This window comes from Pseudomonas sp. A1230 (assembly GCF_044218825.1).
Classification (GTDB): Bacteria; Pseudomonadota; Gammaproteobacteria; order Pseudomonadales; family Pseudomonadaceae; genus Aquipseudomonas; species Aquipseudomonas iridis.
In genome coordinates, this window is sequence record NZ_CP162582.1 from 4,830,511 (window position 1) to 4,849,944 (window position 19,434).

At 44.7% G+C, this 19,434-nt stretch carries 14 protein-coding genes and 1 pseudogene; 6 read left to right on the forward strand and 9 right to left on the reverse strand.

Translation table 11 applies throughout. From position 1 onward, the window contains the following. Window positions 1–3: 3 nt before the first annotated feature. The 4 genes from AB4P97_RS22665 to AB4P97_RS22680 are packed head-to-tail and all read right to left on the reverse strand — an operon-like array spanning window position 4 to window position 5,064. Complete coding sequence (locus AB4P97_RS22665; protein ID WP_395601644.1) at window positions 4–405, reverse strand: TetR/AcrR family transcriptional regulator; 402 nt, start codon at window positions 403–405, stop codon at window positions 4–6. Beyond that, the gene (locus tag AB4P97_RS22670) at window positions 398–2,290 is read right to left on the reverse strand and encodes a hypothetical protein (RefSeq protein WP_395601645.1); all 1,893 of its coding nucleotides are present in this window, start codon (window positions 2,288–2,290) and stop codon (window positions 398–400) included. Before AB4P97_RS22670 ends, AB4P97_RS22665 begins: the two co-directional genes overlap by 8 nt. Before the next feature lies 1 nt (window position 2,291). Beyond that, window positions 2,292–3,923, reverse strand: a complete 1,632-nt coding sequence (locus AB4P97_RS22675; protein ID WP_395601646.1) for a hypothetical protein — start codon at window positions 3,921–3,923, stop codon at window positions 2,292–2,294. Beyond that, the gene (locus tag AB4P97_RS22680; RefSeq protein WP_395601647.1) at window positions 3,913–5,064 is read right to left on the reverse strand and encodes a tyrosine-type recombinase/integrase; all 1,152 of its coding nucleotides are present in this window, start codon (window positions 5,062–5,064) and stop codon (window positions 3,913–3,915) included. The genes AB4P97_RS22675 and AB4P97_RS22680 overlap by 11 nt, the downstream gene beginning before the upstream one ends. Before the next feature lie 143 nt (window positions 5,065–5,207). Between AB4P97_RS22680 and AB4P97_RS22685 the strand changes: the two genes are divergently transcribed. The 4 genes from AB4P97_RS22685 to AB4P97_RS22700 all read left to right on the forward strand — a co-directional run bounded on the left by AB4P97_RS22685 (window position 5,208) and on the right by AB4P97_RS22700 (window position 10,404). After that, window positions 5,208–6,962: a recombinase family protein gene (locus AB4P97_RS22685; protein WP_395601648.1), complete on the forward strand. Its 1,755-nt coding sequence runs from the start codon at window positions 5,208–5,210 to the stop codon at window positions 6,960–6,962. Window positions 6,963–7,122: 160 nt separating this feature from the next. After that, window positions 7,123–7,668: a hypothetical protein gene (locus tag AB4P97_RS22690; RefSeq protein ID WP_395601649.1), complete on the forward strand. Its 546-nt coding sequence runs from the start codon at window positions 7,123–7,125 to the stop codon at window positions 7,666–7,668. Window positions 7,669–8,059: 391 nt separating this feature from the next. Then, complete coding sequence (locus AB4P97_RS22695; protein WP_157711847.1) at window positions 8,060–8,431, forward strand: plasmid mobilization protein; 372 nt, start codon at window positions 8,060–8,062, stop codon at window positions 8,429–8,431. After that, window positions 8,428–10,404, forward strand: coding sequence for a relaxase/mobilization nuclease domain-containing protein (locus tag AB4P97_RS22700; RefSeq protein ID WP_395601650.1), 1,977 nt, complete (start codon window positions 8,428–8,430; stop codon window positions 10,402–10,404). Before AB4P97_RS22695 ends, AB4P97_RS22700 begins: the two co-directional genes overlap by 4 nt. A gap of 14 nt (window positions 10,405–10,418) precedes the next feature. Here the strand turns inward: AB4P97_RS22700 and AB4P97_RS22705 are convergent, their stop codons facing one another. Beyond that, window positions 10,419–10,643: a hypothetical protein gene (locus AB4P97_RS22705; protein ID WP_138726225.1), complete on the reverse strand. Its 225-nt coding sequence runs from the start codon at window positions 10,641–10,643 to the stop codon at window positions 10,419–10,421. A gap of 400 nt (window positions 10,644–11,043) precedes the next feature. Continuing rightward, window positions 11,044–12,627, reverse strand: a complete 1,584-nt coding sequence (locus tag AB4P97_RS22710; protein WP_395601651.1) for a replication endonuclease — start codon at window positions 12,625–12,627, stop codon at window positions 11,044–11,046. 660 nt (window positions 12,628–13,287) lie between these two features. Between AB4P97_RS22710 and AB4P97_RS22715 the strand changes: the two genes are divergently transcribed. Both AB4P97_RS22715 and AB4P97_RS22720 read left to right on the forward strand, forming a co-directional pair. Continuing rightward, the gene (locus AB4P97_RS22715) at window positions 13,288–14,196 is read left to right on the forward strand and encodes a hypothetical protein (RefSeq protein WP_395601652.1); all 909 of its coding nucleotides are present in this window, start codon (window positions 13,288–13,290) and stop codon (window positions 14,194–14,196) included. Window positions 14,197–14,263: 67 nt separating this feature from the next. Beyond that, window positions 14,264–14,809, forward strand: a pseudogene (locus AB4P97_RS22720) (ATP-binding protein); the annotation flags it as partial. Here AB4P97_RS22720 and AB4P97_RS22725 read toward each other — a convergent pair. From AB4P97_RS22725 to AB4P97_RS22735, 3 genes are all read right to left on the reverse strand, one after another. Beyond that, window positions 14,806–16,020 (reverse strand): aldose 1-epimerase family protein, encoded by a 1,215-nt coding sequence (locus AB4P97_RS22725; RefSeq protein ID WP_395601653.1) that lies wholly within the window; start codon window positions 16,018–16,020, stop codon window positions 14,806–14,808. The pseudogene AB4P97_RS22720 and the gene AB4P97_RS22725 overlap by 4 nt on opposite strands. 216 nt (window positions 16,021–16,236) lie before the next feature. After that, window positions 16,237–18,213, reverse strand: a complete 1,977-nt coding sequence (locus AB4P97_RS22730; RefSeq protein WP_273877343.1) for a methyl-accepting chemotaxis protein — start codon at window positions 18,211–18,213, stop codon at window positions 16,237–16,239. A 185-nt stretch (window positions 18,214–18,398) separates the two neighbouring features. Continuing rightward, the gene (locus AB4P97_RS22735) at window positions 18,399–19,319 is read right to left on the reverse strand and encodes a LysR substrate-binding domain-containing protein (RefSeq protein ID WP_115146625.1); all 921 of its coding nucleotides are present in this window, start codon (window positions 19,317–19,319) and stop codon (window positions 18,399–18,401) included. Window positions 19,320–19,434 lie beyond the last annotated feature (115 nt).

The following is a 19,434-nucleotide window of genomic DNA, read 5'->3' on the forward strand; positions in this document are numbered from 1 at the left end:
CAGTTACTTCACTGTTTTGAGTTTTGGCTTATTGCCTTTAGCCAGTTGGCTTTCCAAGAATGCAATCTTTAGATCCTTCGATTCTTTCTCATCGTGCAGACGAGCATTCAATTCAGAAATCTCAATCATTTGCTCCGAGCAGATCCTTGTAAGAGCCGTTACCAAATCGCGTTGCTCTTCTAATTTTTGCCTTAGGATACTAAGTTTCAGGCCTTGCAGTTCAATGGTGGGAATTTCCTTTCGATCGTGGTCCGCTTTTAATTTGGCGATAATATCTGGATAGTATTTATAGAGCGACGATCTACTGACTCCTGACTCTGATGCTAGCAAAGTCACACTGACTTGAGTGTTTGACTTAAACAGATTAGACAGAGTGTTTATTATCTTCGCTCTAGTATTACTCACCTGCCGCCCTCCCAATATCACTCAATACTTCCTCCGCCTCTGCAAGGCGTGATTCAAGTATCAACTTTGCCTGTAAAGATATATTAGATTTCCGCAACAATCTGACGCTATCTTGCTTGTAGTTTTCCCACCAAAGATAGTGCTTTGGTGTAGCGAAAAAATTGGCGCATCCTTTGCAAACTACCGGGGACTTTACCGCAGGGTTGGGTTCCAGGCGACTGCCCTTACATGCGCTTGTCTCTTGTCTATACATACATACTCCCCACTGACATGGAACAAGCGTCGTCCCGCGAGCCAGAAGAATTTTTACTTCTTTTGAGGTTCTAAATTGCCCAACGAACTTACCAACAGAGCGACCGCCTATTTTTGCGCCTGGACTAAGATAGATATCATCTGGTGATAAACCTGCCAGCTCAGAAGCAATGGATTCCATTTCGACATTTAATTCCTCCCTTACTAATCGTCTAAATTCAGAATCTGGACTTGCATAACTGATGTCAACACTAAATGCAGAGGTGTGGGAATACTGCACTGCCAGATCACCTAGGGCAGTTCGATCTCGCTTAGCAACGAATCTTGCGAAGTGTTTTCGGCCCATGTGGGAATGTAGTTTACCCGACCAGCCTGTTTTTGATTCTAATCCTATAAAACGTCCGAAATCATTTAATCTTTTGTTGATCGTAGATCCCGAGACGACCACATATCCTTTCGTAGGCCTGAATGGCCATAGAGCGTTACCTGTTGTTACTAGCCATAGATTATTATGTCCACTTTTCAGTCGAGCCGGTTCCGATACCCTTTCCAAAATCTTAAATGCACCTTCCGCGGCGGGAGATAAAATCCACGGGTGATCTTCATCCTCGCCCCCATTACTCGCGTTCTGATAAGCATCAAATCGCTTTTTTGATCTCGGTGCAAAGTAATAGGGATATTCCCTACCCTCAATGTGTTCAACCCGTTTAATGCTCCCCATACCCGCTCGTCGTACTTCACTAACTCGAGCGCCTGACGTATAGCTTATAATAACAAAGCAAGCACTCAACAGATGCCTCAATAAAAACGCGATGTCTTGGGGTTTCGTTGCGTTTAGCCCGATAATAAACTTATTCGCGGCTTCGCTATTTGAAAATGATTCATCGGAAATAAATTTTCTAGCTGCTATTGAAACCTTTTTTTTGACGTAACTTGTTCCTCCCAGAGCAGCATCAACGCCGACGGTGTACTTAATAAAAATACGAATTATATCCTCAGCCATCAACTCAACAAAAGATATCGACTCCCGTAGAAGCATCAGACACACCGGCTCTGGAGGAGCTTCCCACTTTAAGGATAGCTTTAGACCGACAGAAATCCTCTTCCTATATTTTTCCGGAAAGGGATCTTCGATCAATCCATCATCAATATATCTGCCCAATCTATATATTTTGCTAACTATTCCCATACGCTGTTTGACAGTCGCCGCAGTGTTAAGCTCTCCACTCATACCATTTTTATGGTATCGATTGAACGCAGATTGTATTTGCCTAGCAGTTATTGTCGAAAGACGGTAATGCCCTTCGGCGTTCAAGTGCAATAAAAAATTTCGCACCCATATGATTTGGGTCTTTGATGTAGAAGGCGCATAGGAAATACCTCCTAGCCCCAACAGAAAGCACGCTGCGATCTTTTTGAGCACATCCGGAAATCCGTTAACATGTGCATTCGACTGTAGAAAACCTTTCAGCAACAATGGCCAGCTAAATACAACGGGCTTGTCCGCAACCGATCTTTCGATTCTATAAAAAAACACCCATTCATCAGCAAAATAATCTATTCCTCTTGACCCCAGCCCCGAGATAATAATGTTGTCTGGTTTCAGCTCTTCACTTACCTCTGCAATTCTCATACTAATAAACCAACGGTATGTCTGGAATTGTATCCACGAGCAAAAGGGCCTGATCAGTTACTTCTGGAAGTACCTGAGGGATAATTTCCTTGGTTATGATCTCTAACGTAGTTCGAAACTCTGCATCATACCTAAGCATTAGATCCGCACTGAGATGACTATCTTTCTCCATTTTTTCTAGGCACTGTCTTGTCTTGAGGAGACGAGCTATATAGACAGGGTCATCCTTAATAATTATAGCATTCTTGCAGGTCGCACAACTGGTAAATTCTAAACATGGCTTTCCAGGTCTAGACTCACCTATCGTTCCGTCAAGGGGAGATGCACATGTTAATCCAAAAACAGTTATATACGGATCTGCCAATGTAGATGTATTCGACGCAATTAAATTTATCATTTGGCCTTGAAAATGAGATAACCGTTCAAAGCTATTCTGAACTGACGCTTTATCCTTCAAATACAACGATGTGGTTCTTTGGCTTTTATGCTGCAAAAATTCTGAAACCACTTTTGTTGACTTATATTCGCGTCTGATAAGCGATGCGACGGCCTTTCTTATATCACTAAATGTGAAAAATTTCAGAGCGTGCAGATTTCTAAAATCTTTAAGTTGATTATGAAGACTTTGAACAGACACACGCCTGGATATTTCTCCGGTACGGACAATGAATAGCAACTCTTTATCGCACGGCTGTGCTAAAGGCCGAATTGAATTCGTCAGCGCTTTAATGAGATCTACCAACGCCGGCACAGCGAATTTTCCACTCTTTAGAAATGGTAATGACTGTTCCTTCTGAGCTCGAGGCTTGTTCCAAGAAAAATACACCATCGTGTCGTCGGTTGGATGTGGCTCAATACATTCAACATTAACTTCCATCAATGCCATCGGGTTAGCAGCGGACTCAACCATCATCAACAAATATATAGGTAAGCAAGTTCGCATGGTCAACTCACGGAATTTAGATAGACGCCTCAAGCCAGACGCCCCTAACCTCCCTTGATGCATTTCACCCATCTGTAACTGAGTCCAAACACCTTGCCCTTCTAAACGGATGAGCCTTCTAAGTGCCAGTATAGAGCAGCTATCTAAGTCAGGATGGGAGATTGCTTCCCCTTTTTCCACTTGCCGCCGAACATCTATAGCGATTTGTATCTCCGCTATTTCTCTTTTGCATACCTCGACTATTTTATTTAATTCCTTCGCAGAGATATCATTATCTCTGAGTGAAACCTCTTCCCTCACAAACCTCATAAAAGGATACTCTTGTATATTCCAAAGAGTACCTACAGAGGCTTCAGCAACGCATCTAACAATTTTTGCCGCAAAATTATAATGGGTGCCGTTTGTTTTGCGTAGCCTCGAATTTTCATTTAGTGATTTTGCGTATTGCTCCAGAAAATTTGTACGATCATCATCTGTGCGCACATTGACATCTGATAGAAAAGACATAAAGTCTTTAGTAGACCTCCAGGCTTGATGCCTACTTCGACTATTATAATGACCTGTTAACTCTTCGAACGCATTTCTTAGGTCTATGGATATCTGTGTATGTAGATTAGCTAGACTAAAATCAAAATTTTCATACCGCTGTCGATTGTGATCAAAAAACGTAGCTAAAATTTCATTCCTCATTAGCACCACCTAACACTGCCGCGTATTTCTCCAAGATTCCCAGCACCTCAACGTGACTACCGGAAATTCTCTCAAGATAGCTCTGGGTGGTGTCAGAACTTGAGTGGCCTAATAGCCCCTGAACTATCTTTACGTGATCTACCCCTAAGTTTTGTGCCGCCTTAAACAATTGCCGCTCCATAAAAGTTGCAAAAGTCGTTCTCGCTTGATGTGGGTGAGAGTTTATACTTAATTGCTTGCATGCACGCTTGTAAGCTGCGTAGTAACACGACCTTGTTACCGGCGCGCCTTTTTCATTAATGAAGAATAACGTCTCATCAACTAACCATGGAGACGACTTCATTTGGTTTAACGTACGAACCACATCCGCATACATATTTGTTTCAGTTAACAGAGCCCGCGCGACGTATGCCTTTTGGATTTTTCCACCTTTCGCCAAAACCTCGATGAATCCATCGGATGAGCGAAGGTTCAGAAGCTCTATCTGGGAGCTTTTAATACTCAATACACTGCCGACCCTAAGGCCTGTGGTAAGAGTCCATGCAAATATCACACGGTGTACGCCTCGCAAATGCTGCATAAGTCTTAAGCTAGAATCTTGAGTAAGTGCTCTTGGTCTTTTTTTTGTGGACTTAACGCGGACCTTTCTGACTCTAATTTGATTTAGCTTGTAAGCGTAAACACTCTGATCCGCACTCCCTTCACGAATTTTTTTCGCCCAATAGAACTTATAAAATTCGTAGACAACAGCGAGTCTTAAATTTATGGTTGCTGCGCTGAGGGGTGTTCTACCATCATCTTTTGACTTCATTGAGTTTCGATATAAAGCTATATCCCTAGCGTCAGCATAGGGCCAGTCCACCTTAGATAGGGCCGTATATTTCAACCAACTTAGAATACACTCAGCATAAGTCTTCACGGTTTTATCTGATTTATAATATTCCGAGAAAAACGATTTTTCATATAGAAATTCGTGCATCTCCCGAACTACCTCACCGCGCACCTCATCGAAAATCAAAGGTATGGGATAATTCGATACCGACCTTTTTTCTTTTTCAGTTATCAACGCATCCAGCCCCGCAGCTCGGACTGTGTCTTGAACCGATGAGAAAGCTTTTTTGCTGGGCCATAGAAGCAACATGCGAACCCTCCTGCTACGTACGCAGTGTAGCCAATGATTCTAATGCCGGAGTTTGATCGCAAGGTGCTGGAGGTGCTGCGCGAGCCGCTGGAGACTGGTAGGTGGTATTCTAACACTTTATCAAACGTCACAGGAAGCCCGGAATGCCTACTGCCTACGCTTATATCCGCTACTCATCTAAGGCCCAAGGTGAAGCCGGTAGGGACTCCGTAGACCGTCAAATGGCTTCTATCCAAGCCATTACAAAGCAGCAAGGTATTGAGTTGCCGCCTGAAAATATCTACTCGGATACAGGCATATCTGCACACGATGGAAGCAACAAACGAAAAGGAAAACTAAAAGAACTCATTGATATGATAAGCGACATGCATATTAAAGAGGGTGACTACATATTCGTTGAAAGTATTGACCGGCTTAGCCGTCAAAGACTTCTACAAGCAAAAGAACTAGTCAATGGCATCCTTGAAAAAGGCGTTATTTTAATAACCACCATTGATGGTCAACGATATGAAAAACCAAACGAAACAAACCGTATTGACGACTTACAACAAGATATTCTTTTAAGTGTTATCGCAAAGCGAGCATACGAAGAAAGTAAGACAAAATCAGTTCGTAGAAAGTCCGCATGGAATAGAGCCAAAAAATTAGCGGAAGAAGAAAAGGTCATTTTCAACGCCCATAACCCACCCTATGGCATCCGATACAATACAGAGCTTAACTGCTTTGAAATCGAGGAAGAAGAAGCTCAGGAAATAAGAGATTTCTTTGAGAGCTTGAAATATGTTGGCGTGTCGTTGTCAATTAAAAAGCTCAACACTTATTCAAAACGAAAATGGTCAAGTAGAAATATAAAGCATCTAATAGATACGAAATACGTTCTCGGTGCTTACATGGCTCAACGAAGAGACGAAAACAAAAAGAAAGTATTTGAGCGATACATTGAAAACTATTATCCGCAAATCGTTTCATATGAACTATTTAATGAAGCAATAGCGGCGATGAAAAACAGAGCACAAAGAAAAAACTATGGCAACCAAAGCGTTGGCAGCTTGAACATTTTCCGCCACAGCATCAAATGTGATTGTTGTGAGGCATCTATGTTGTTTGAAAAACAAACAAACCCCAAAGGCGTCGTTTATCCGTATTTTCAATGCTACACACGCAAAGAATTAAAAAATGGATGTGACCAACCACGCTTTCGCTTTGACTTGGCTTTTGGGTTATTTCTTGAACTTATATATCAATCCACAACAGATGAAGACTTCGACGTTCACCCATGGCAGAACGAAGACCCAAACCCTGAACGTCAACATGAATGGATAACTCGTAAAAGCGGGATGATTTATCGTCTCCCAACACAAGAAGACATTGATGAAGAGGAACGGGTAGAGAATTTTAGAGAATTATTAATCAAGCTACTGTCAAATAGAGAGAGCCAGACCAAGGACAACAAGAAAATTGTGGAACTGAACAACCTTTTGCTTGAACAAAAAAGTTATAGAGACAACCTAATGAAATCTTTTGCTGGTTTCACCAGTGGAGTCATCCCAAAAGAATTCTTAGAGGTAGTTAGCAAAACAGAAGCAAACATCAACGATGTTGAACAAAAACTTGCAGAACTACATACACAAATAAACATCAAGAAAACAACAATAAACATTTACTCGGAAAACGACATAATTGATTTATACAAAACAGAAAATGGCCGTTTGAAAATAAATCAATTCTTTGTTGCTAACGACATCACTTTCAAATTCAACTTCGACAAAGCCACAAGAACTTTGTTTGCTAAGATTTTCCAGAACGGTTTTGAAATTGACCGCCTAGCTAAGCAGTTCAGCCTACATAATCCGCTTAAAGAGTTTGGCATCAACAATCTCAACGAATACTTTAATTGACGCCATCATAATAAAAGTAGGCGACCTAATCAGGTGGCCTTTTTTATTCCTATACCTTCCATTCTATTAAGCAATAAATCATGCGTGCTGGCGTTTTAATATTATTTCGTGCTAGCATATTTATGTTTTGATTGATTTTTATAACTGGCAAGGAAGATAAATGAAAAAATCTATCGGGTTGTGTTTTGCAGTAGCATTGGCCGCTTCATCTTTTGTTACTAATGCAGAAACCTTTGAGCGGATAGAGCTAGATAAAGATAGAACCAGTGTTCAGTATGCTGGTCCTATCAAGTCAATCACTAAGGCTCTTGAAGGTTACAGATGGCTTGGTCAATCAAAAGACATGAATGGCGGTGTGGTTTTTGAACCTCATGTAAATAATAGTTTTGGTAAAAATGACACTGAAACTGGTGGGGCTATAATGGTAAAAGCTACTTACTACCTATATGACAAACCAGTTAAAGAAGCTTTAATGATTGCCCGCCAAAGTCAAATACCGGGTTTTGTTGAGTTTTATGGATACGAATCGAGAGAACTTCAACTGCATATTCGGATGGTTGATAACAGCACCTTCCAAGCATTTGCAAGCGATGACGAATATCGCAAACCTGAAAAGTTAATGACTTATAAAAAAGTAGACGAGTTTAATAAAAGTAATTATAAAAGCAAACTTAAATCCGCGAGAGATAGTGGTATGGTTTTCTAATTTTATAAAAAGTTGAAATATATTTTGGCGGCCTCTTTTATTGCTTAAAATCATCGAATATAAAAACACACATCTACGTTTTAGTATTTAGCTCCTTAGTCGTCAGTTGTCGGGCTGCCTTTCTTTTAAGGTGGCCTTTTTTATGTCTGCTATACGTTGCTATACGCTGCTACACACAACTAGCACGCCACCTACTCATTCTTGAACACTATACAAACTTGAAAACATTTTAATATATGATAACTTGATATTAGTAGTTTGAATTCTTTATATGCGAGCAATGTAAATGTATAGCAATTTCACTCCGTTCATTGCTTACATTTACGCTCGATTTTTCGCACTACGTTTGAAAAATTAAAATCAAAAACAAATAAACAACCATGAGGAATGTATGAATGACAATAAAAAACCAAGACAATTGAATGTAAGAGTATCCGAAAGTGATTACATTAAAATTGAACATCAACGAGATTTGATAGGTAAGAGCCAGTCCGGCTTTATTTCACACATCGTTAATAATGGCATCAGTGAAGTTATTGAAGTCACCCATCCCGAGCTTAGACAAGATATTGATAAGATTGAAAAGTTGCTAGGCGGATATGGGAACAACTTAAATCAAATCGCCAAAAGTCTAAATGCAAAAGAAGAACCGCCCCTTGATATTATTCAGCAAATAAATGCTCTTGATAAAAACATAATCATACTTACTAAAAAATTGGACAAGCTAAAAAAGGAGAAGTTAACCATCGTAGGTAAGTCATGATACGTGAAAAGCTAAGCACTCAAAAATCTAAATCAGCGATTTACAAAACAGCCAAATATTTCAACAAAGAAGAAGGCTGTATTTTATTCGAGTCAAACATCTACATGCCTTTGAATGCTTCAAAGAAAGACATTGCGAAAGCAATATCAAAATCAATTGAAAGTGATGTTACTGACAACAAGAAAGGTAGAAAGCATTCAGTTAGAACTCAACATGACGTTGTTAGCTTTCACACAAATGACAATATCACACCGGAGCAAGCCCGAGATATTGCAAAAGAACTTTATGAGGCTACGCATAAACTTTCAAACAGAAAGTATGCGTTAGGTGTTCACATCGACACAAACGAGGTTCACGTTCACATTGTATGGTCGATAAAAGATTTTGATGGTAATTGCTATAACGTTGGCAACGACTATCGCAAGATAGAAAGAGAATGTGACAAGTTAGAAAACAAATATGGACTAATGAAACCAGAGAACAGGATTGCAACAGACATTGATAGATTGGAAAAGCATCCAGACCTAAAAGGTAAAAGTGAAGCCGTTAAGAAAAGAGCAATTGCCAATGCAATCAATAAAAAGTATTCCGAGAAGCTTCCATCATCTAATGAACGCATGCTTGAAGTACGCGGAATAATTTCAAATAAAGAAGAAATGAAAGCTGATTTAAAAGTCTTCCTGCAACAGTCTAGCTCTCCAAGTGACTTCATAAACAAAATCACAGATAACGGATACAACATCATTCATAATGGGCAATCTTCCTTTTCCGTTCAACATGAAGACCAGATATTCAAAGCATCCGAGCTTGGCTTATCTTACAAAACACTCAAAGCAAAATTAGGTGAAGACACTGGCTTTGAGCAAACTTTGAAAAACAAGCATAACGTTAAGGAATACGAAGGCTGCTCTATTGCTTCAACCGAAGCAGAACCCGACTACATGAAAAAAATTAAGCCTAACTCAGTGCTTGCCACTAAGTTCAAGTTTATTCAGCATAGTGACAAGGTTGAATATTTCTATAATTCAGTCAGCAGCAAGAAATCATTCGAGTATTACAAAGACCCGTCAAAAGTCTCATTCAGTGACTTATCAAGACAGTCAGCGAAGGCTGGTATTCAAAGGCTTGTTGCCGACGCCAAACCACCGCAATCATTCACAGTGAATGGCCCTAATTTCTTTAAGAAAAATATATGGCTTGAATTTCAATTGATGGGCTTGGAAAACAAAGGGTTCAAGCTTGAAGGTTACAAACCTACCCCAGCAGATTTAGAAGAGTTGAAGAAAATTCAAGAGCAATATGCTTCGATGAATAAGAAGCCAGAACCTAAACCACAACCAGCACCAGAAGCCCCTACGGTGGCCGTAGAGCCACCTAAGCCAGTTGAGCCTGTCATTGCTCCACCTGTTCAAACCACACCAGCGAAGCCAGTAGAACCAACAAAGCAGGTTGAACAAGAACAGGTTGCAGCCACCAATGACGACTTGATAGATGAGTTGATGAGCGAGTTTGAAACTCCCAACCATATACCAGCCGCACAAGCTCCTAAGGAAGTCATAGAACCGTCAAAATCAACCGAGCCTGTCGTAGATGACCTTTGCACACCGATAGCACCAGAGCTGCTTACAGAGCCTGAGAGCGATAAGGTTGAGGGTAACTATTCAACATATTCTAACGATGAACTCGTTGATGCGTTTGAAAGCATACAGAAAAAACTTAAAAAACCCCTGTTCACGGGAAGTAGTAAAAGCGACATTGCGGGACATAGATACATGGATAGACAAAATCTTATCTATGAGAGAACTGGCGAGGTGAAACGCCAATATGATTTAAGGCAGGACTTTTATAAAGTGTTTGATGAAATTAAGGAAAGAGACCCAGCGGCAGCAAAACAGCTTGAACAAGCTTTTAAAGCACAGATGGCAAACAAAAGAGCGGTTACGTTTGACCTAAAACCACAGTTAAAAAAATAGCCCTATCAGGGCTTTTATTTGTCTTGGGTTTGAAAGTTTCTAATCCCCACTTGTAGCATTACATCTTTGTTGAACCCGTTAACCTTGCTTACATTCAAGTATTCTTTCATGCAATCATTTATAAAGCGTGACAACGGAAATTTGTGAGCATTGGCAATTTCTCTAAATTGATTATGTGTTTCAGCGTCGAGTGTGATGGTGCAAACTTTAAGATTTGCTTTTGCTTTTGGTTTTTTCATTAGTGCCCCTTTCTTATTTATATATATTTATTAGAGCACAAATAAAAGCAAAGTCAAATAAATACATATTTTTCATGACAAAATTCAGGCACAAAAAAACCAGCATTCGCTGGCTTTGTTATAGGTCTTTTATACACTCGTCTTGATATTCGTAAGGAACTCTACTTTGGTCTACCAGCACCTTGAATGTGTAATCTAATGGATCAAAAATCAAATGACAAACACTTTTGTTATGTGCATTCTTAACATCTTTATACAAACCAAAAAGACCTAGTTTTTTTGTATACTTTAAGATTTCTTTTCTTTTGCTAGTTACCCTTATTAGTTGCATGCTCATAATCTCCTGTTCTTGCTAACAATATAACATGCGATTATAAATAATCAATAGATAAGTATTTATTTATTGCGGCTCGGCAGCATCAAGCAATGCAGTATCAATAATTTTGTAATTTGCTTTTATATCAATCATTTCTTTTGTGCTCAAATCAATTATGTATTTACCTATTAATCTTTTTCCGAAAACATCACCGAGCAGGTCATTCTTAAAGACTTGTATTTTGCTGTATAGCCTCATTATTTTTAGCTTTCCATTTACAAATATAGAGAACCCAATGAAATCGTTCTTGCCCACGAATGTGAACGCCTTATCAATAACTTCATTCTTGCCTTTCAAGAATGGTTTTCTTTTCAGTTCTCTCCATAGTGATAACGTGTTCTTAACGCCGAACATTGCATATCTACGCACACCCCACAAAGCTTGAACTGCTCTAACTTTTTTGTGATTTGAGATTTCCAACTTATCGATATTTAGGACGCCGCCTTTCAACTCGAAATCCATATTGAATGACTTAGTTAAATACTTCATCACGTATGATGTTGCCTTGCTTTTCTTTGTGTCAATTTCTTCAATTCTTACGGCGTTTTCCGAGTGCCTAAAATGCTTGTTAATCAAGATTACTAATTCTTCATAGTGTTTCTTATTAACATACATTAAAGCATGCTTATGAAAGCACTGGTCTTTGTGAGGTTCGACAGCCCAGAAACCATTCATCTCAATCTTATGTCTATGAATGTCTTTTCTAAAAGCATTCCATAAGCCTTTCAAGTAATCATTGCTATCCTTTGGGGTTGAACCGTCCCAAGAACTAACGCCTTTCGACGGCTTTGGATGAAATCTTGCCGGAGCAGTAAAAGTTATGAAAAGAGGCTTGTAGTCAAGTTGTTTGGCGTAGGCGTCCAACGATGAGACTTGAATAAATATCTCAGCAAATCTTTGCTTTTCAGTGCTTGCTACTTTCCATAGCGGGATTTTCTTGTTGTTTTCATTAACAAGAGATTTCTTCATGATGTAATCAAGCTGGCTGGCTTCGTCAGCTTCTCTATTGCGAACAACTTCATCACTACAAATCTCAAATGCTCGACCAGAACCAATCAAACCTGAGTGCAGCTTTAAAAGTTCGCTTCTTTGTTTTTGTATTCGTTTTATTTGTGATTTAAGTCTTTTCTCATCAGCAATGTTGATGAGCTTGTCTTTTATAGTTGACCCTTTAATGTCCTTTATTTTGATACCATAACCGATATCCCAATCATTCTTTATGCGTGAAAAAATACTCTCGCCGGAGTCATCGTTGTCAAGGTTTCTCTGTTTTATTATTAGTTGCTCTTGAATTCTCTCGAAAACAAACGTGATATTTTTGACGATTTCGTCCAAATCGCCAGCTAGAATGTATTTATGTCGTATCTTCCAGCATCTATATTCACTGCAAGTGGCAACCCAAGTGAATTTATTTTTAAGGTTTCTTATTTCTTTGGCTATGTTTTCACGCTTTCTTTTTGATGAGTTATTTAACTTATTTTCAAGACGTTCCTTTGCAATCATCTTTTTTTCGATGGCTCGCTCAAAAACATACTGCCTTTCACATTCCGCAAAGAAAAATTCAGGAGTAAGATTTTTAAGGATTATGCGTTGTGGAATAAATATCATGTAAGTTATTATTGTTTGTTACTAATACAAATACCATGCCGTGCATGATTGTCAAATAAATAAATATTTTTACTTTCCAATCTGTAAAAAAGCTGTTTTTTTTAAAAATCAAAAACGGTCAAAAAAACTTATTAAATCAACTTGCGACACTTATTTAAGAGTTATCCAAGAAGGTCAAAATCAAAAGCATCTGGATATTGCGAACAAAGTTCGCTAATAAGCAAAAGGCGTCGATTGCCAGTAATTGCTGCAAGAATTAACATTCATAAAATAGCCGTTTTTAAAGCCTGCAAAATCTTTCATGTATATAAATACAGCGAATTAAAATATGGAGAATTTTGCCCAATTCTGTTATCTAATTGAAAATTAACTTCGACGTTATTTTTCAGTTTTCATGAGCTTTTTTGAGTTTTAAATTTTTATGGCATTCAATTAATGGCTTAAACTCAACTAAATATCATGTCAATAGCGAATTAAAAATATATTTAAGGTCTCACCTTAATCATAAACAGAGGCCAACCGTAATCTTCAAAAAACTTCACCACTCATTCCTGAATTGATTACGCCTTGCACACTTTGATACAATCAATGAACCTCAACCTACGGCAATTTCTGCCAAGCCTAATTATCATCACCATAAACAAAAAAGGATTTCAGTCAATGTTTGGATTTTTCAGGAAAAAACCATCTCTTGAAGAGCTAATTTATAACAAGGGACTGGACTATGCAGCTTGTGCAATTGCAAAAGAAACAATATCGAAAATCAAAAATCGTGACATGGCCTTTCTCTTCATCTTGGAAGAACTAGACGGGGCGAGTCAAGGTAATCAAGAGTCAAAAAAATTTGCGGAAACGAGTGGCGTGCCATTTGATGTTTACAGAGGTACACTAAACTCTATATCAGCTATTGATGGCCCTGATGGACCTCAGCAGGTGGTTGCTCGGCATACTCTCACCTTAATTAATAACACTGAATTGATGGCTAAGTTTAGATGTGCTGTCGCCGACAAGGTTATGGCTCATTATAAAATCGGAAAATATTCGGATGTAGATGAGAAACAGTTGGTTGATATAGTAAACCGTCAAGCACAGAATGATTTTGGCGAATTCTCCCAGCTTGCACATGACTTAGAAACCTTTGCTGAGGATAACAAGACAATCAATGTTACCCATACAGTGGGGTATGAATACGCTAACATGATATTAGTAGCTGGTATGTTTTTTCAGGGATTGATAAAGCACCATGACTACATCCTTTCCAAATCTATGTATTTTGAAACCATAAAAAAAGCCCCCATTACATCGCACGAAATTTCTCTGGCTGAAAAGCAAGGTGTGGAGTTTCTCATTAGATACATTCCTAATCTAACTGATTTCTCCGTGTTAGCAATACTTAAACTTGCTGATGCCAAGATGGACTTTTATGCGTTGGCCGATAACCTAAATATGCCGGTCAACTCGGAACCACCAGCTGAGCTTCAAGACGAAGTTGCTTTTATGTCAGTTGGTGACTGCCTGAAAATAATAGAAATCGCGAAACAAATATCAGACAGCACAAAATCTGCCTGACCTGCCCTCAATGCAGCCGGTGAAGGTGGGTGATTGCTAGAAAATAAATGTTTAGCAATCACCCCTACCATTCGAGTCCGGGCATATCGTGATTGCCCGGGCCAAGGATCGTGTGCGTTTCCCGGCGCGGTTTCAGTTGGTGGCGGCGATGAACCCGTGTCCCTGTGGATATCTTGGCGAGCCGAGTGGCAAGTGCTCGTGCACGCCGGACATGGTGCAGCGCTATCGCAACAAGCTCTCGGGGCCGTTACTGGACCGGATCGATTTGCACCTGACGGTGGCGCGGGAAGCGACGGCGTTGAACCCGCAAGTGAAACCGGGAGAGGACAGCGCCAGCGCCGCGGCGTTGGTGGCCGAGGCGCGTGAGCGGCAGCTGAAGCGTCAAGGCTGCGCCAATGCATTTCTCGATTTGCCTGGACTGAAAAGGCACTGCAAGTTATCCACAGCCGACGAAACCTGGCTGGAGTCAGCCTGCGAAAGGCTGACTTTATCGCTTCGCTCGGCACATCGGTTACTCAAGGTTGCCCGCACACTGGCAGACCTTGAGCAAGTCGATGCAATCAGACGTGAGCACCTGGCCGAAGCGCTGCAATACCGGCCGGCGACGCCTTAATGCTCGGTCAGATCGACCAGCGGCGCTTGCCGCACTTCGGTTTCACGCCCGGCCTGAATTTCGGTCACTCGCTTCAAGGCGTTATCCACGGCAGCTTTGTCCGCGAGCAGGCTGTAGCTGATCTGGAACTGTTTGTGTTCCTTGGGTGCAATGGTCGGGACCAGATTCAGCGGACGCTGATAGCGGCGGGTGTAGGAATAACTGGTGCCCGGCTCCAGTCCCGTGACATAGCCCTGCCCTTGGGTGTCAGTGTTTTTCCACAGGGAAAACACCGGCAACTGCCGGGTATTGAAACCGACAGAGACACCGAGGCTACCGGCCTTGTTGTGCAAAACGGTCAGGGTTTCGCCTTTGGCATCCGCATAGGGCACGACGTTGTAGACGGTTTCGTCATAGTCCTTGGTTGGGGCGCGGTAGGTCTGCCAGTCGGCCAAATCGCCCTTGGCCTTGTCGTTGAAAGGCGACACCTGTTTTACCGGTGCAGCAAAGCGTGCGCCCTGTTCGAGGAATGGCGTACTGAAGTTGCTGTGATACAGCGCCTGGTATTCCTTTGGATAATCGCCGTTGTTGGTCAACGTATCGTTGAGTGCGAAACGCACGCTGCCAGGCTCGGTGACCAGTTCAGTAACGACCGAAAAGTCGACTTTCTTGAACGCCTGCTCCTTCAGTTCGCCGCGCAAACTGATGGCGTAGGGCGGCTTTTCATCGATATGCAACGTGACGGTACTGCCCGGGATGTTGGCGGCGCGTCCGTGCAGGGTCAGCAGCTCACCCTTGTCCATGCCGGGATGGCCGACCCATTCGTAACCACAGCGGGTCACCAACTCGTTGAAACCTTCCAGCCAGCCCAGACCACCGCGCCCATTGAGCTCAATGAATGCCGGGTTGACCACATCCTTGACCGGCGAATCCCAGCCCATCCGCACGCTGCCAACGGAAGCGTGCAGGACATTCATGCCACGGGTTGGCACCACCGAGAGCTTCATCGTGCCGTTATCGATGTCGACAATACTCACGCCTTCCTGCCGCCCACCGTGCAAGGTTCGCAGGCTCACAGAGAAAGGCTTGTCGGTTTTCACGCCGAGTTGCTCGCTGGTGACGGTCCAGTTTTGCGCGGGTTTGTCAGTGTCGAGGAGGACGTAATCCCAAGCCATGGCATGGGAGGCAGCGGACAGTGCGCCGAGTGCGGCGACAAGTTTGAGCGGGGTCATGGCAGCAGCCTTTATTGGAGTTGTGCCATTTTTATAGCGCTGCGGAAACGTTTCAGCAAGTACGAATGAAGGAGATACAGGGTGATCTGCCATATCGGCGGCGACGCATTCGCGAGCAGGCTCGCTCCCACGGGATTTTCGGATGCTCACAAGATTTGTGAGCCACCCAGAAAACTGTGGGAGCGAGCCTGCTCGCGAAGCTATTTCAGTGGCGCATCAACGAAAGCGATCCACCTCGGAACGCAAGTCCGCCGCCAGTTTCTCCAGCTCTTTGGCAGTGACCGCGAGGTTCGACACAACTTCACGCTGCTCACTGTTGGCCAGCGCAATGCTTTGCAGGTTGCTGCTGAGCAAGGTCGCCGTGCTGCTCTGCTCCTGAGTCGCCGTCGTGATCGCCGCAAACTGCTGCCCCGCCGAGCGGCTCTGCTCATCGATGCGCGCCAGTGCCGAAGCAACGTTGGCATTACGCGACAAGCCTTCCTGCATCAGCACGTTGCCCTGCTCCATGGTGCTGATTGCGTTGCCGGTTTCCTGCTGGATGCTGTGGATCATGCTGGAAATTTCATCCGTCGCCTGACGGGTGCGCGAGGCCAAGCTGCGCACTTCATCAGCCACCACGGCAAAGCCGCGGCCTTGTTCACCGGCACGGGCCGCTTCAATCGCAGCGTTGAGCGCCAGCAGGTTGGTCTGTTCGGCAATCGAGGTAATCACGCCAACGATGCCGCCAATTTCCTGGGAGCGCTGGCCGAGAGTGTTGATCACTGTTGCGGTACTGTTCAGGGCGCCAGCAATCTGCTCCAGAGACGACGAAGCTTCTTCCATCGAGCTGCGGCCGATCTGCGTTTGCTGAGCGTTTTCCTGCGCCAGGCGCTGGGTTGCGCCCATGTTGTCGGCAATGTCCAGCGACGTCGCGCTGAACTCTTCAACCGCACCGGCCATGCTGGTGATTTCGCCGGACTGTTGCTCCATGCCTTCGTACGCGCCGCCGGACAAACCGGACAGCGCCTGGGCACGACTGTTGACCTCTTCCGAGGCGAGGCGGATGTGCTCGACCATGGTCGACAGTGCCTGGCTCATCTGGTTGAAGGCGCGAGACAGCTGACCGATTTCATCGTTGCTCGACACGTTCAGACGCACGCTCAGATCACCGGCCCCCAAGGCCTCGGCCTGACGTACCAGGTCACCCAGCGGCGCCAATTTGCTGCGCAGCAACCAAACCACAGAGCCAACCGCCAGCAGCATCGCCAGCAGGCTGCCGATGGCCAGTTGCGTGCCGACGCTCCAGGTCACTGCACGAATCTCGGCTTTCGGCATGCTCGCCACGACCGCCCACGGCCCGCCGTCGAAGGGCACCGAAACGCTGTAGAAGTCTTCAGACTTGTCGCTCCAGAAATGGCCTTTGCCCGGCGTTTTGGACATGCCGCCGATCACCGGGATCGCTTGATCCAGCGCTTGCACACCTGCTGGCGCAACCAGCCATTTGTTCTGTTCATCAAGCAGGGCCAGCGAACCGGTCTGACCGATGCGGAAGCGCTTGAGGTTGTCGAACTGGGCGTTCTGCGCGTCGGTGTAATCGAAGCCGACGAACAGCACCGCAATCACCTTGCCGCTGCCATCGCGCACCGGGGTGTACTGGGTCATGTAAGAACGATCAAAGAGCAACGCCCGGCCGACGTAGCTTTGCCCCGCCATCAGCTTCGCATAGGCCGGATGCGCATGATCGAGCAAGGTGCCGATGGCGCGGCTGCCATCCTGTTTGGTCAGGGAGGTGCTGACCCGCACGAAGTCTTCGCCGCTGCGCACAAACAGTGTGGCAACGCCCGCCGTCATTTGTGTGAACTCGTCGACTTCCATGAAGTTGTTGTTCAACACTTCGCTGCCCAGGTGCAGACCCGGGGTCTGGGTGCCGGCAACCGTTACCGGCTCACTCGGGTGAATGCTCAAACCGGCGCTGAAGCGCTTCTCGAACAACCCGCTCAAGCGCTGAGTGCTTTCACGCAACGTGCCGTGGAAGGTGCTCAGTTGGTCGGCCAGCAGCCGAGCCTCACTGGCCAGGTGCTCTTCACGGGTGGCAAGGTTGGCGTTATCCAGCGAACGCAAGGCAAAGACTGTACTGCCGCTGATGACAATCGCCAGTATCACGGCGAGCGCGAGGCCCAGCTGCGAGGCGATCCGAGCGCGAGGTTGAGACATGGTCAGCTCCTGGCCGAGCCACGGGATCCTCCTTGATCTCGACTCGGATAATTTTCTAATAGTTGGGGGTCACTCGTGGACACCGGCACGACGGTTCCACATGCACGTATTCGGCGGCAGCGCCAAATACTTGAGCGAATAGCAGGGTTATGGCACAAGGCCGGCATTGTGGCGGCTCTAACGTTTCAGCTCAAGCGCGCAACTGGCGGCAGTTCCATGGCGCGGACCTCGCCTTGCAGGAAGTCGCTGAGACGACGCAAACGTTCACCTCCCGGACGGGTTTTGGGCCACACCAGGTAATAATTCAGGCCACTGGCGACAGCCGTAGGCCACGGCAGGCTCAAGCGGCCTTGCGCCACATCTTCAGCCACCATCAATAAATCGCCCATCGACACGCCGTAACCCCGCGCCGCAGCGATCATCCCCAACTCCAGCGTGTCGAACACCTGCCCGCCCTTGAGCGACACCTGATCGGCCAACCCCATGTGCTCCAGCCAACTGCGCCAATCGCGGCGATCCGGGGTCGGATGGAGCAACTCGGCAGCCGCCAGTCGGGCCACGTCCCAAGGTTGATCGTGCAGCAGATTGGGCGCGCCAACGGGGATCAGTTCCTCGGGAAACAACAGGCTGGCCTCCCAGTCCAGCGGAAAATGGCCGTCGCTCAACAACACCGCGCAATCGAACGGCTCATCGTTGAAGTCCACCGAGTCGATGTCCATCCACGCACTGGTCAACTGCACCTCGTTGCCCGGCTGCAAATGCCGGAAGCGACTCAAGCGCGCCAGCAACCAGCGCATGGTCAGGGTCGATGGCGCCTTCATGCGCAGGATGTCGTCCTCGGCACGCAAGGTGTTGCAGGCGCGCTCCAGCGCTGTGAAGCCCTCGCGGATGCCCGGCAACAGCAGGCGCGCCGCTTCGGTCAGCTGCAAATTGCGTCCGCTGCGATGAAACAGTCGACAGGCGAAATGATCTTCAAGCGTTCGAATGTGCCGACTCACCGCACTCTGGGTGATGGACAGTTCCTCGGCCGCACGGGTGAACGAGCTATGTCGCGCTGCCGCTTCGAATGCGCGCAGGGCATACAACGGAGGAAGTCGACGGGACATGCATAAAGCTCCTGTAGCGGGATACGGCCAACTTAGCAGAATTCTTTCATGATGAGTTTTAATCATGCCAGCCATCCTTTTTATCCCTTTGTGCAATCCCTTCCAAGCGCCGAGA

Coding starts and splice junctions, on each gene's coding strand:
- AB4P97_RS22705 (WP_138726225.1), bottom strand. CDS start 10,643: ATGAAAAAACCAAAAGCAAAAGCAAATCTTAAAGTTTGCACCATCACA.
- AB4P97_RS22695 (WP_157711847.1), top strand. CDS start 8,060: ATGAATGACAATAAAAAACCAAGACAATTGAATGTAAGAGTATCCGAA.
- AB4P97_RS22690 (WP_395601649.1), top strand. CDS start 7,123: ATGAAAAAATCTATCGGGTTGTGTTTTGCAGTAGCATTGGCCGCTTCA.
- AB4P97_RS22675 (WP_395601646.1), bottom strand. CDS start 3,923: ATGAGGAATGAAATTTTAGCTACGTTTTTTGATCACAATCGACAGCGG.
- AB4P97_RS22700 (WP_395601650.1), top strand. CDS start 8,428: ATGATACGTGAAAAGCTAAGCACTCAAAAATCTAAATCAGCGATTTAC.
- AB4P97_RS22670 (WP_395601645.1), bottom strand. CDS start 2,290: ATGAGAATTGCAGAGGTAAGTGAAGAGCTGAAACCAGACAACATTATT.
- AB4P97_RS22735 (WP_115146625.1), bottom strand. CDS start 19,319: ATGTCCCGTCGACTTCCTCCGTTGTATGCCCTGCGCGCATTCGAAGCG.
- AB4P97_RS22680 (WP_395601647.1), bottom strand. CDS start 5,064: ATGTTGCTTCTATGGCCCAGCAAAAAAGCTTTCTCATCGGTTCAAGAC.
- AB4P97_RS22710 (WP_395601651.1), bottom strand. CDS start 12,627: ATGATATTTATTCCACAACGCATAATCCTTAAAAATCTTACTCCTGAA.
- AB4P97_RS22715 (WP_395601652.1), top strand. CDS start 13,288: ATGTTTGGATTTTTCAGGAAAAAACCATCTCTTGAAGAGCTAATTTAT.
- AB4P97_RS22685 (WP_395601648.1), top strand. CDS start 5,208: ATGCCTACTGCCTACGCTTATATCCGCTACTCATCTAAGGCCCAAGGT.
- AB4P97_RS22730 (WP_273877343.1), bottom strand. CDS start 18,213: ATGTCTCAACCTCGCGCTCGGATCGCCTCGCAGCTGGGCCTCGCGCTC.
- AB4P97_RS22725 (WP_395601653.1), bottom strand. CDS start 16,020: ATGACCCCGCTCAAACTTGTCGCCGCACTCGGCGCACTGTCCGCTGCC.